8 protein-coding genes are annotated in these 12,970 nt (G+C 61.0%); 3 read left to right on the top strand and 5 right to left on the bottom strand.

What is annotated here, in order from left to right:
- Positions 1–177 precede the first annotated feature (177 nt).
- Positions 178–1,347 carry an ABC transporter ATP-binding protein gene (locus tag E3374_RS13605; protein ID WP_136689503.1) on the top strand — a complete coding sequence of 390 codons (1,170 nt, stop codon included), beginning with the start codon at positions 178–180 and terminating at the stop codon, positions 1,345–1,347.
- A 94-nt stretch (positions 1,348–1,441) separates the two neighbouring features.
- Here E3374_RS13605 and E3374_RS13600 read toward each other — a convergent pair whose 3' ends face one another.
- Positions 1,442–2,260 (bottom strand): IclR family transcriptional regulator, encoded by an 819-nt coding sequence (locus E3374_RS13600; RefSeq protein ID WP_169051853.1) that lies wholly within the window; start codon positions 2,258–2,260, stop codon positions 1,442–1,444.
- 155 nt (positions 2,261–2,415) lie between these two features.
- Between E3374_RS13600 and E3374_RS13595 the strand changes: the two genes are divergently transcribed.
- A complete protein-coding gene (locus E3374_RS13595) occupies positions 2,416–5,091 on the top strand; it encodes a glycoside hydrolase family 2 protein (RefSeq protein ID WP_136689501.1) in 2,676 nt (891 codons plus the stop codon).
- 409 nt (positions 5,092–5,500) lie between these two features.
- Here the strand turns inward: E3374_RS13595 and E3374_RS13590 are convergent, their stop codons facing one another.
- The gene (locus E3374_RS13590; RefSeq protein ID WP_211194982.1) at positions 5,501–6,661 is read right to left on the bottom strand and encodes an ABC transporter substrate-binding protein; all 1,161 of its coding nucleotides are present in this window, start codon (positions 6,659–6,661) and stop codon (positions 5,501–5,503) included.
- 193 nt (positions 6,662–6,854) lie between these two features.
- Between E3374_RS13590 and E3374_RS13585 the strand changes: the two genes are divergently transcribed.
- Positions 6,855–7,733 carry a hypothetical protein gene (locus E3374_RS13585; RefSeq protein ID WP_136689499.1) on the top strand — a complete coding sequence of 293 codons (879 nt, stop codon included), beginning with the start codon at positions 6,855–6,857 and terminating at the stop codon, positions 7,731–7,733.
- A 266-nt stretch (positions 7,734–7,999) separates the two neighbouring features.
- Here the strand turns inward: E3374_RS13585 and E3374_RS13575 are convergent, their stop codons facing one another.
- From E3374_RS13575 to E3374_RS13565, 3 genes are all read right to left on the bottom strand, one after another.
- Positions 8,000–9,196 (bottom strand): sialidase family protein, encoded by a 1,197-nt coding sequence (locus tag E3374_RS13575; RefSeq protein WP_136689497.1) that lies wholly within the window; start codon positions 9,194–9,196, stop codon positions 8,000–8,002.
- 353 nt (positions 9,197–9,549) lie between these two features.
- Positions 9,550–11,094: an alpha-N-arabinofuranosidase gene (locus E3374_RS13570; RefSeq protein WP_136689496.1), complete on the bottom strand. Its 1,545-nt coding sequence runs from the start codon at positions 11,092–11,094 to the stop codon at positions 9,550–9,552.
- 137 nt (positions 11,095–11,231) lie between these two features.
- Positions 11,232–12,746 (bottom strand): alpha-N-arabinofuranosidase, encoded by a 1,515-nt coding sequence (locus E3374_RS13565; protein ID WP_136689495.1) that lies wholly within the window; start codon positions 12,744–12,746, stop codon positions 11,232–11,234.
- Between the last annotated feature and the right edge of the window lie 224 nt (positions 12,747–12,970).

Below are 12,970 nucleotides of genomic sequence, written 5' to 3'. Positions count from 1 at the left end.
CACCACCACACGACATCACGTGAAATCTCCGTCACAGGCCGTCTGCGGTCACCGACGAGATCCAGACATCGCATTGGAAGTGCTTTTCGATTTCGGTGATAACTTCCCCCACACGAAGGTTGAGCATTTCCCGAGTAGGCCAAAGATATTTCAATTGCCGCATTCATACTGGTCCATATGGCTCGTGTGAGCGTTGACGACGTAACGAAAATATATTCGGACAACGACGAAGGCCGGATCCTTGCCGTTGACAACGTTAGTCTTGACGTCAAAGACGGCGAGTTTGTGACAATCGTCGGTCCCTCGGGGTCGGGGAAGTCGACACTCCTCAGGATGATCGCCGGACTCGAGGATATCACCGAAGGGACGATCAAAATCGGCGACACAGTAATCAACGACATCCAGCCCCAAGACAGAGGCGTAGCTATGGTTTTCCAGAACTACGCCCTCTATCCGCATATGACCGCCCGGAAAAACATGTCATATGGGCTTAAATTGACGACTGATCTCTCGGACGAGGAGGTGAACGCACGTGTCGAAGAGGCCGCAGAGATGATGGGTATCGAGGATCAACTGGATAAGAAACCGGGGAATCTCTCGGGAGGACAACAACAGCGCGTCGCGACCGGACGCGCGATCGTTCGGGACCCTGAAGTCTTCCTGTTCGACGAACCCCTTTCGAACCTCGACGCGAAGCTTCGGCTGCACATGCGTACGGAACTGCAACGGATCCAGGAGGAAGTTGGAACGACATCGATCTACGTCACCCACGACCAGGAAGAGGCGATGACGATGTCCGACCGGATCGTGATCCTCGACGCGGGCCAGATCCAGCAGGTCGGGGAGCCTGACGACATCTACAACGAACCGGCGAACAAGTTTGTCGCCAACTTCATCGGGAGTCCATCGATGAATATGTTCCCGGTCGAATTGAGCGGGAACTCGCTCGTAAGCGAGGCGTTCGAGTATCACCTTTCGGACCGCATTCTGGAAGAGATCAACGAGTACGCCGAGGAGGGTGAATCACTCACGCTCGGAATACGGCCCGAGAACATTCAATTGGTAGACAGCGCTGGAGAGAACACGATCGACGCCTACATCGACGTTCGCGAACCTGTCGGGAGCGATAACTTCCTCTATGTCACCCTCGGTGGGGATATGGAGTGTCGCGTCCGGGTTCCGGGCGACGTGAAACCCGACGAGGGCACGAACGTCCACATCCAGTTCGACGAGACGAACCTCCACATCTTCCGTGATCAGACCGGACGGAACATCCTCACGTCCGTCGAACCGACCGACCAAGCGACGACAACGGGAGACAGTTCGGTCGCAATGGCCGAAGACTGACGGCACCGGCCATCTCTTTTCTGTACCGTGTGGTTTCGGTTTGGAGTTTCCGTCCCCGTTGTACCGGGTCTCCCTGATCGCCGACCTTGCCTGATCACTCTCCGGAGCGCTGGATGAGTGCCGTTTCGATATCACGACCAGTCCTCACCAGCAGGCTTGCGATTTCTTCCTCGAGGCGTCGCCCGTAGAAGGTGGACTCGGTCCCGCTGACCTCGATGGCGGCGACGGCGTAGTCGTCGGGGTCCCGGATAGGGACGGCAACGCTGTGGAGGTCCCGATAGGGCTCGGCGTGGTCGACGACGTGGCGGTGGCCCTCGAATTCACCCGCGCTAAACGTTCCCTGCAGGGGGCTATCACGCTCGATCACCATCCGCTGGGATCGAATGGCCTCTAGTTCCGTGAGAAGTTCATCGACTTCGTCCCCCAAGTCGTTGACCTTCATCAGCGCCTCGATCTCGGCGCGTGGCCGGTGGGAGAGGAGTGCCTTCCCGCCAACGGAAAGGGGCGCAGGGAACCGTTCACCGACGGTCACCGGCGCATCGACCGTGTCGCTCTCAGTCGACTGGTAGATGTACACTGCGTCGCCGTCCTCCTCGACGACCAACGACACCGTCTCTCCGGTCCGGGAAGCCAACCGATCGAGGTCCTCGATCGCCAGTTGATACACCTCCTGGCGCTCCCTGACGGCGGTCCCAGCCTCGAACCACCGCAGAGAGAGCCCATACGACCCGGTCTCCGTCTTTGTGACGTAGCCGGCGGCCCGGAGCGTATCAAGATGCTTGTACACCGAACTCTTGGCGACACCTGTCCGTTTTGCGAGTTCCGTCACGCCGAGTTGCTCGCCGCGCGCGAGCGCGTCGATGATCGTAAAACAGGTCACGACCGCGTCGACGTGGTGTGTGGGCGTCGTCATTACCCGTCCTACGGACCCCTGGCCCAAATCGTTTCTCGTCAGGATACAGAGAGAGGGATATTTCCCGTCGAGAAACCACCCGGCGTGACGTTTTTGCTTTGGGGTCATGACTCCCGAAGTATGACTGGATCAGACGCTCACCGGGTGACTCATCAATGACCGAGTTCCGTCCGCGTCGATCGATCGACCTCGATGGTCGCTGGGAATTCGTGACGGATCCAACCGAAAGCGGTATCGACGACGGTTGGATGGATCCCGCGATGGAGTGGCCCGACCAGGCTCAAACCGTCGACGTTCCCCTGGCCTGGGAGGAACTCGACGAGTTTCGCGAGTACACCGGGCGGGCGTGGTACCGGCGGACGTTCACCCTCGAGACTCCGCTGGGCGACCGCGACGCGATTCTCCGGTTCGGCGCAGTCGACTACAAGAGCGTTGTCTGGGTCAACAGCCGAAAAGTGGGCACCAACGAAGGAGGATACCTCCCGTTCGAGTTCGATGTCACCGACGCTATTACCGAGGGCGAGAACACGGTCGTCATCGCCGTCACCGATCCCGACGACGTCTCGGAGATTCCCCACGGCAAGCAGGGTGACCCCTGGTACACTCGAGTCAGCGGGATCTGGCAATCGGTGGGGCTCGATCTGCGTCCACCGGCCCGGGTCACGGACGTTTGGGTGACACCTGATCTCTCGACCGACACCGCTACCGTGGAGGTCGACGTTCAGCCTGGACCCCACGACCGTGCCGACATTGATATTCATATGCGTGCGCGCAACCAGGATGGAAAAGCCGTTGCCGAGGCGACGACCGGAGGGACGAGTCCCGTCGAGGCGGTCCTCTCGTTCGATTCGCCGGACTACTGGTCGCCCGACGACCCGACGCTGTACGAACTCGAGATCGAACTTTTGGTCGACGGAACGACGTTCGACAGCCTGACAGAGCCCTTCGGGCTCCGAAGTTTCGACACTGACGGCCGACAGTTCCTGCTTAACGAGGAACCGATCACGATGCGTGGGGTTCTCGAACAGGGGTACTATCCGGACACACTCTACCGACCTGGCGATCCCGATACCTTCGAGCAGGAGGTCGCCATCGCGAAGGAACTGGGATTCAACCTCATCCGCAAGCACATCAAGCCGGCCCACCCCGAGTTCCTCGAGGCGGCTGATCGTCTGGGGATGCTTGTCTGGGAGGAACCCGCAAGCCCGACGCTATCGACTGAGAACTCGCGAGCAGCCGTCCGCGAGCAGCTCCTCGGGATGGTCGACCGGGACTACAACCACCCCAGCGTCGTCGTCTGGTCGATTTACAATGAGGAGTGGGGCTTCGGTCACGCCAACGGCGAGGAGACGCTATGGACAGACGAGAGCAAACAACAGTATCTCGCCGATCAGTACCGCGATCTCAGGGAACGAGATCCGACTCGGCTAGTCTGTGACAACTCCGGGTGGGCCCACGTTGGGACAGATATCAACGACTTTCACCGCTACTTCGTCAGTCCCGACCGGGCGGAAGAATGGTCAACCGACCTCGATCATATCTGTCACCACCCATATGATAACTACGCGACGCGGGCGTTCGACGATAAGGGCGCGCCGATAGTTCTCTCGGAGCTGGGAACGTGGGGATTCTGTGACGTGCCCGCGTTACGCGCCCACTATGGAGGTGATCCACCCTGGTTCACTCATGAATACCTCACGGAGGAATTCAAGCGGCCGGCCGGCGTCGACGAGCGCTTCCGGTCCACCGATCTCTCGGCAGTGTTTGACGACTACGAGGCGCTCGCTGACGCGTGGCAGCAACGCGAGTACGTTTCCCTCAAGCACATCCTTGAAGAAGTGCGTACCCACGAGGAGGTTGCCGGGTACGTCCTAACCGAATTGTCCGATATCGAGTGGGAATTCAACGGGATCCTCGACTACCGGCGCGAACAGAAGAACTTCCACGACGAGTTCGCCGCGGTCAACGCGCCGATCGCTGTCGTCGTTGACCTCGATAGTCACGTCGTTTACGACGAGGACGCGCTCTCGGTCGGGGTGACAGTCGTCAACGACACTGATGAGGAGTTGTCTGGGACCGTCGAGTGGTCGCTCTCCGATCGCTCGGGATCAGCAACACTGTCGGTCCCGTCTCATGCCGTCGCCTCGCTGGACGAGGCGATCACACTCGAGTCTCCAAAAGCGGAGTCAGTCACTCGTGAAACGCTCTCGACTACGTTCGACTCTACTGATAGTACCGTCTCGACGACAGAACCGATCACGATTGTGCCGGCCCAGGCGTTACCGACGCCGGACGCGACGGTGTTCGCGGAGGGGACACTCGCGTCCCGCCTCACGCGACGGAACGTCTCAGTCACCCACGACCTCGAGAACGCAGACCTGGCGATCGTCGAACAGATCACCGACGATGTCGAGTCCTTCGCCGATGCCGGCGGAGCGGTAATCCACGCCCCGAGCGGTGACGGACGCATGGCCAACGAGGGTCCATTCGACTACCACCACCTGCCGGAACACGAAAGTTGGTCCGAAAGTGCCAGTTTCCTCTACACTGATTCGCCGATTTTCGAGGATCTGTGTCCGGGATCCCGTCTCGGATGGGCTTTCGAAAACGTCTACCCCTTCGCGGTTGCGACCGATCTCGATCCAAATACAGACAAGATCCACGCGGGCTACGTCGAAGGATGGCTGGCCAACTGGGCCAGCCCGCTCGTCACCCGCTCGTACGGTGATGGCTCTGTTACAGCATTCACCTTCCGCGTGCGGGATCATTACGCCGACCATCCGGTCGCGACACTCGTGGTGGATCGACTACTCGCCGAGCTGAGTCAATAATACACACTCTCGAAGTTACGACATCGAATGTGTTACCCCTCGCGATGTGGCAGCATGAAAATATCATTTCAAGTAAGGTGTATCTTTCTGGGAAATAATCTCACCTTCATTTCCGCTATTCTCGCTATTGTAGTAATCAATCGATAGCGGTAATTCGGCGCCCGTTTATTACTACTCATGGCATCGAGAAGGATCCCTATCTCAATATCGGCCCAATAGACGAACTAAAGTGGATGTTTTATCATTGAATTCCTGACGATCGGCCGTTCTATCGAGTGATGTAACTGGTAGAAGGTTTTCAGGACGTGTATTTCTTCACAAGAAACTCAGGTCTCAATCAGCCGGCAACCGGATCAGATTCGAGCTGAGTCCGCCCAACCAACAAACGATATGCCGTACTTGTGACCGATCAGTTACCGAGTACGTCGACGACGGCCCGCGTCGTCGCGTCGACATCCCAGGTTTCCGTAAAGGAGACGAACGTAGTCAGTAGTTCGATGTAGCGGTCGGGTCGCACTGCGAGCCCGTGGGCGACTGACGCAGGCTGGGAGCGTGAGTGTTCGAAGGCGTCCATCTGCATCCGCTGGAACGGCGAGAACTCGTCGTCGGGGACGTCCGTCCGCGGCGGGATCGAACCCTTCTGGGCGTTGAACGCAACCTGGCCCTCGACCGAGCCAACAGTCGCCAGAAACGCATCCATCGCGTCCGTTCGTCCGATCATCTTCGGGACGAGCGTGGCATCCATGTTCATCTGGTAGAGGCCCTCGGTCCCGGGGAACGCGGCGTGTCCCCAGTCCGCCCGGAAGGAGAAGTCCTCGGCCGCATTGAACACCGAAGTCGACCAGTCACCCTGGACGTAGAAGGCGGCGTTACTGGAGACGAACTCGACCGGCGCTTCCGCAATATCCAGGAACAGTGATCGTTCGGGCACGAAGTCGGCGATCCCCCGGACGAGTTCGAGCGCTTCCTCGATCTGTCCGCGATTGGCTCTCACGTCACCGTCAACGATGGATCGGTAAGTATCGGCACCGAACTCCCCGATCAATGTCGTTTCCCACAGCTGGAGGACCGGGACCGGGTTCTTCCAGGGCTGGATCAGACCGACGGCGTCGGTCGCGTCGACGACCTGCTCTAAGACTTCGAGGAATTCGCGTGGCGATCCAGCGTCCGAGGGATCGACGCCGGCCGATTCGACGGTCTCGACGTCATAGAAGAGGTTGTTGAGCCGGTGGATGTTCATGGGGAGGGCGACGTAACGGTCCTCGTCGCGGGCGACATCGCGAGCACCGGAGATGTAGCGTGATTCGAGGTCGTGTTCCTGCCAGACGTCCGTGAGGTCGGCCAGGACGTCCGCCTCGAGGTACGGTTCGAGGTTCTTCCCCGGCCAATCGAACCACACGTCGGGTGGATCCTCGCGCAACAACCCCGTCTTCGCTGACAGGCGGACGCTATCAGCCGTCCGTTCGTCCGCCGATCCCCCGCTATTCCGGCGATAAACGTCCAATAACCCATCGATTGCTGCCCGACCGTCGCCATCCTCCCAGTCGTGCATGACCTCGATCGATCGCATCGTTTGTGCCATTTCTACCGGTCCGGTAGACGGGGAACGTGTATAATAATATCCCTCAATTTATCATATTTGCAAATGTCGGAGGCCGCAGTGATCGTCGCCACTGTCCGGGTGTCTCCCCCGCAAACATTTTACGGTATCTGTGAGAACGTCTGATCGTCATGCAGCAATCCAAACCGGACAGTGATCTGCCATGAGCGGAGTGACAGTCGAACGTATCTCCGACGAACGGTGGGAGGACGTGGTCCGGGTCGCCAACGGGACGATCGAGCTCCTCGCGCCGACGTCGATCGGACCACGGATCGTCCACTTCGGGTTCGAGGGAGATCGCAACGAGTTCCGGCTGTTCGATCACCAACGCGAGGAGTGGCCGCTGATCGGCGGCCATCGGCTCTGGCACTCCCCCGAGGACGAGTCCCGGACCCACATCCCCGACACCGATCCCGTCGAGGTCGACCTTCTCGAAGACGGCGTCGAACTCCGCCGCTCCACCCACGAGCGGACGGGTATCGAAAAGGCAGTGACGGTCCGTACGGGGTCCGGATCGTCCGTCGAGATCACTCACGAACTCACCAACCGTGGAGTGTGGCCCATCGAATTCGCCCCCTGGGCCCTCAGCGTTCTCGAACCCGACGGAACGGCCGTCATGCCGTTGACGCCCCAGGCGGAAGCCGACTCGCTGTTGCCCGATCGGTCGATCACCTTCTGGCCGTACACGCGGCCCGGCGATGACCGCCTCTCCTATGGCGAGGACAACGTCTACGTCAGCCAGGACACCGGGTGTGACGGGCCACTGAAGATCGGGACCTCCGCGGGAGACAGCTGGGTCGCGTACGTCAACGACGGCCACGTCTTCCGGAAGGACTTCGAGTACGTTCCCGGCGGTAACTACCCCGACCTCGATAGCGGCGCCCAGGTGTACACGAGTTCGGAGATCCTGGAACTGGAGACGGTCGGCCCGCTCCGTACAGTCGACCCCGATGAGACCGTCACTCACGTCGAAACGTGGACGTTGGCCGAAGACGTCGACGACCCGGCGCAAGCCGCCACCGTCCAACCCGACGGGATCTGACGTCGTTCCCGGGGCGGGGACTGTAACGGAAGACCGGAGGCCGATCGCCGTTGTCGAAGGATGTCGTCGTCTCCGTCTTCGATCTCCGAACTGTCCCAGTATGCGTGATCTTCCGGAGCGGTGACATCGTCTCACCCTGGGCGGCGGCATCGAGGTTCGGCGTGGCCCACATGAGGAGCTTCGTGTAGGTGTGCTGTGGGTTCTCGCGGGAGACACACCTCAACGGGACCACAACATTACAGGCAAAGTCCGCGAAAGTGACGATCTCAGAGGTTCAAATAGAGATCCTCGATCGCGTAGACGATCTCCAGGCGCTCCTCGTCGACGTACGTGCCAGTCATCTCCAGGAGTCGATCGCCGTCGGGGGAGGGCAGTAGTGGTGTCGTCCAGGCGACCATCTGGTAGTCGACATCGAGTTCGTCGTCGTACGGCAGTGGGGCCGGAATCGTCGTCCAGTCGGCGAAATCAGTGAAGTCCTGTGTCGCGAAAAGAACCTCACCGCTGCCCGGCGCTGGCTCGCGGTCCTCGTCCCGAACCGTCTTCGCCGAAACGAGCACGGTCCCGTCCGGGCCACCTGCCGGCGTCCACGTGACGTACGGTCCGTTACACCCCTGGTATCCCTCGTCGGTCCGGACAGGTGATCCCACGTCAGCCGGATCGCCCCAGGATCGCCCGTCCGGCGAGACCTTAAGGAAGACGCCACCCTCGTAGGTGGGACCGACGATCTCGTAGACCATCACGTACCGTCCGTCCGGGAGTCGGGTCACGACCGGCATTCCGGGGCGATCCTCGCCGTTCGGGATCGCAGCGTCGAAGACTTCCTCCGCCCAGGTCTGGCCGCCGTCTTCGGAGACACGGTGGCCGATCAACTGGTTGTAGCCGTCCTCGCGGTGACGCTCGTCGGCGAAGTAAACGACGAGGTTCCCGTCGGAGTCGAGCGCCAGTTCGGGCTCCCAGACCGGCGTCGATCCGGTCTGGGGGACGGCTTTGCCCCCCTCGGCGACGGTACTGACGTACTCCCAGGTCTGGCCGTGGTCCTCGCTGGCGTAAACGTCGATCTGCGTCCGCGAAAGGTCGTCGGGGATCGAGTTCCCGGCGGCGATCACTGTCCCGGCCGACCACGGTCCGACGTCCGTCGGGAGTTCGAACAGCGTCGGCTGATATCGCAGCCCCCAGTCGTTCTCGGTGTCGTGGATCTCCGAGCACTTTCGCCAGGTGTCACCGCCATCGGTGCTTCGATAGACCGGGAAGAACGGCTGTGCGGCGTTGTCGAGGTCCGTGCTCCAGTAGTGTTCGAACGTCGCGAGCAACACATCGCCAGCATCGTCGTGGGTCAATCGCTCGACGCGGGGATACATCGCACCCGGTTCTGGCGCCCCTTCCGGGGGTCGGTACAGTGTCTGCCCAGCGCCACGACCGGACGGGGAGGGAGGTGTCTCGTCGGTGTGTTCACCTTCGGACATCACGGACACCCCTCGACGGCCGTGAGGAACTCGTGAATCGAAACGACGACAGCTATACGAGACTCGGGCGGCTGACTGAACATATATCAACCAATACACTCGACACCCATAGGATCTACGGATGGACGTCACCGCCCCCTGGCCCTCTCCCCCAGACCTATCGCGAGATCGGAGTCGATCGACGGTCACGATCGCGATCGAGAACGGGGATAGCGAGCCATCGCAGTAGTGCCGACGGCCCGGGATCGCACTCCCGGGTTGGTGTGACCCGATTCGGCTGTTCGTGGGTTGTTTCAGGACGCGTCGACGTACTCTGTGATTTCCAGGGACTTCTGGCCGGCCGGAAGTGGGAATTACAGGTCGAGCGTCAGACTCACGACGGAGCTCGGGGGTGCCTCGAGGACAAGCCGACCGTCACCCTCGTCCTCGACGTCTATGGACTCCGGTTCGAACACGGCAGCGTTGTCCACCGTGGAGTGGATGTCGACTGCGAGCCCGTCGAACAACACCGACGCGTCGACGACGGTCACGTCTTCGGCGTCGGGGTGGACAGTGACCGCACAGGCGGCGTCCAGGTCGCGGTTCGAAAGCGTGACGTGGAGGCGACCGTCGGTCTCGGAGGCTGAGGCGCTGACCAGCGGGACTTCGTGGGTATCCTCCGGGCCGAACTCGCTGCCCTGACTCTCGACGGACCAAGTGTCGGCGTCGACGACCGTTCGGAGGGCCGTGGCACCCATATGACCCATGTAGCGATCGAACACCTGGTAAGTCGGGGTCGGCCAGGCTTCCGCCTCGTTCGTCTGGACGAGACACTGCAGGACGTTGACCGTCTGAGCGATGTTCGCCATCGAAACCACGTCCGCCCGTTCGTTGAGATCATCGAGAACGGCAGCAGCCGCCAGCGCGTCCCGGACGGTGTTGGCCTGTTCGAGCCCGTTCGCGAAGACCGCCTCGGGGTGCCAGACCCCCCACTCGTCGACGACGATCCCGATATCGGAAGCGGGCGCGAACATCTCGATAGCCTCGGCCGCTCGATCGATGTCGTCACCGATCTTCGCCGCGCGGGCCAACAATCGGTAGTACTGGGTTTCGGTGAAATCCGTGTCGCCGCCGGCGTAGTAATAGCGGTGGACCGAGAGGTGATCGATGAGATCGTAGGCTGTCCCCTGGCCGAAGGAGACGCACTCGGCGAGGTGCTCCAGGAATCGGCGGTTCCAGTTGTCGGTGATGTGTCCGCAGGCGACCAGTTGGATGTCCCCGTCACACATCACACGGTCGAACGCCTTGAGGTAGTTCGCGTGACTACGGAACTGCTCGGCGTACAGTTCGGGACTGAATCGCCCGCCACAACCCCAGTTCTCGTTGCCGACGCCCCACCACGTGACGTCGTGTGGCTCCTGGCTCCCGTTTGCCGCACGGAGTCGCGTCATCTCCGTATCGCCGTCGTAGTTGCAGTATTCCGCCCAGTCGACTGCCTCGTCGGGCTCGCCCGATCCGACGTTGACGGCGAGATACGGCTCGGTATCGATCATCTCACACAACTGCATGAACTCCTCGGTCCCGAAGGCGTTGGATTCCTCGGGGAGGTCCTCACGGCCCTGGACCCACCACATGTTTCGACGCCGAGGGCGATCCTCGCGCGGACCGATCCCGTTACGCCAGTGGTAGTCATCGGCGAAACAGCCGCCCGGCCATCGCAAGACCGGCACTTCGATATCGTGGAGTAACTCGGCCGTATCCAGCCGTATCCCGCCCTCAGTCGGCACACGATTCTCGTCCTCGCCGACCCAGACCCCGCCGTAAATACACCTGCCGAGGTGTTCCGAAAGATGACCGTACACGTTCGGATCGATTCGATCGATCGGATCGTGCCGCGCGACGTGGATCGCTGCGTTCATACGCTACCCTACGGCCAAGAGGCCAAATAGATACGGACTTGTTTAGAGCCGTGACGAACCACGGTCTGCATTCGTCGCCGACACGGGATCGAAAAGCGGACTGACACCGAGTATCGGGAACCCAACGGGCGAAGCTGTCAGGCGGAAAGAGTCACACTCACGACAGAACTCGCGGGCGCCTCGACGACGAAGACGCCGTCACCCTCGGCGTCGACGTCGATCGCGTCGGGTTCGAACGCCGCTGCGTTCTCGGCAGTCGAATGTTCCCTGACGCCCTTGTCTTCGAACAGTACCTCGCTATCGACGACCGAGGCGTCTTCGAGATCGGTCTCGATCTCGACGGTCTCGCTCTCCAGATCACGGTTCGACAGCGTCACGAAGACCTCTCCGTCCTGCTCGGAGGCCGACGCACTGACCAGCGGCACATCGAGAGGTTCGTCCTCGACCGCTTCCTTCTCGCTGTCGACGACAGTCTTCAGGGCAGTCCCACCCATGTGATCCTTGTAGAAATCAAAGACCTGGTAGGTCGGGGTCGGCCACGCCTCGTCCTCGTCAGTCTGGACGAGACACTGCAGGACGTTGACCGTCTGGGCGATGTTCGCCATCGCGACGACGTCGGCGCGATCGTGGAAGTCGTCGAAGACCCCGGCCGCCGAAATCGCGTCACGGACGGTGTTTGCCTGTTCGAGCCCGTTCGTGTTGGTCGCCTCGGGGTGCCAGACGCCCCACTCGTCGACGATGATACTGATGTCGCTCTCGCGGGCGTAGGTCGACAACGCGTCGACAGTGTTGTCGATGTCCTGACCGACCTGCCGCGAACGGGCCAGCAACTTGAAGTACTGCTCGTCGTCGAAGTCAGTGTCGGGCCCGGCCTCGTAGTAGCGGTGGACCGACATGTGCTCCATCAGGTCGTAGGGACCCTCGATCCACTCCGAACAGTCCCGGAGCGCCCGGAGGAAGTCCCGGTTCCAGTCCTCGCCGATGTGCCCGACCGCGATCAGTTCCATCTCGCGATCGCTGAGCATCCCATTGACGCTACGGAGATACGTCGCGTACCGGCGGTACTGCTCGGCGTATTGCTCGGGGCTGAACCGACCACCACAGCCCCAGTTCTCGTTGCCGACACCCCAGTACTTCACACCGTAAGGCTCCTCGGAACCGTTCTCCTCGCGGCGTTGAGCGAGTTCTGTATCGCCGTCGTAGTTGCAGTACTCCGCCCAGTCGGCCCCTTCGCCGGGCGTCCCGTTGCCGACGTTGACGGCGAGGTACGGCTCGGTATCGAGCATGTCACACAGCCGCATGAACTCGTCAGTCCCGAAAGTATTCGGGTCCTCCGGGATCTCCTCGCGGCCCTGCGTCCAGAAGGCGTTGCGCCGCGTCGGCCGCTCCTCGCGCGGGCCGACGCCGTCCTCCCAGTGATAGTCGTCGGCGAAACAGCCGCCCGGCCACCGGAGGACCGGCATATCGAGGTCGGCCAGCAGTTCGACGGTGTCCATGCGGATGCCGTCCTCTGTCGGCACGCGATCTTCGTCCTCGCCGACCCAGACCCCGCCGTAAATACAGCGACCGAGGTGTTCGGCGAAGTGTCCGTAAACGTCAGGGGCTATCTCGTCGATCGGGTCATGCCGATGGACATGAATCTCTGAACCCATAGTTCTACACAACAGAAACTAATATAAAAAGATTGTGTATTCGTGAGAGTGGTGAGGGCTGCTCCCGGAGGTCCAATCGGGCTGTCCGAGCCCCCGGAGGAGGTACCTGGCGGAGAAAACCGCCAGAAGGGTCAATCAGAACCGTTCGACGAGGTCGTCGCTGGGATCCGAAATCCGGACCATGCGATCGATCCGAAGTGACGACCGCATCAAATATTCGATCC

The sequence above is a fragment of the Halorhabdus amylolytica genome, from assembly GCF_004944975.1.
Taxonomy (GTDB): domain Archaea; phylum Halobacteriota; class Halobacteria; order Halobacteriales; family Haloarculaceae; genus Halorhabdus; species Halorhabdus amylolytica.
Note: the sequence above shows the minus strand (reverse complement) of the source record. Positions and strands in the feature narration are given on the sequence as shown.

Coding starts and splice junctions, on each gene's coding strand:
- E3374_RS13605 (WP_136689503.1), top strand. CDS start 178: ATGGCTCGTGTGAGCGTTGACGACGTAACGAAAATATATTCGGACAAC.
- E3374_RS13600 (WP_169051853.1), bottom strand. CDS start 2,260: ATGACGACGCCCACACACCACGTCGACGCGGTCGTGACCTGTTTTACG.
- E3374_RS13595 (WP_136689501.1), top strand. CDS start 2,416: ATGACCGAGTTCCGTCCGCGTCGATCGATCGACCTCGATGGTCGCTGG.
- E3374_RS13590 (WP_211194982.1), bottom strand. CDS start 6,661: ATGCGATCGATCGAGGTCATGCACGACTGGGAGGATGGCGACGGTCGG.
- E3374_RS13585 (WP_136689499.1), top strand. CDS start 6,855: ATGAGCGGAGTGACAGTCGAACGTATCTCCGACGAACGGTGGGAGGAC.
- E3374_RS13575 (WP_136689497.1), bottom strand. CDS start 9,196: ATGTCCGAAGGTGAACACACCGACGAGACACCTCCCTCCCCGTCCGGT.
- E3374_RS13570 (WP_136689496.1), bottom strand. CDS start 11,094: ATGAACGCAGCGATCCACGTCGCGCGGCACGATCCGATCGATCGAATC.
- E3374_RS13565 (WP_136689495.1), bottom strand. CDS start 12,746: ATGGGTTCAGAGATTCATGTCCATCGGCATGACCCGATCGACGAGATA.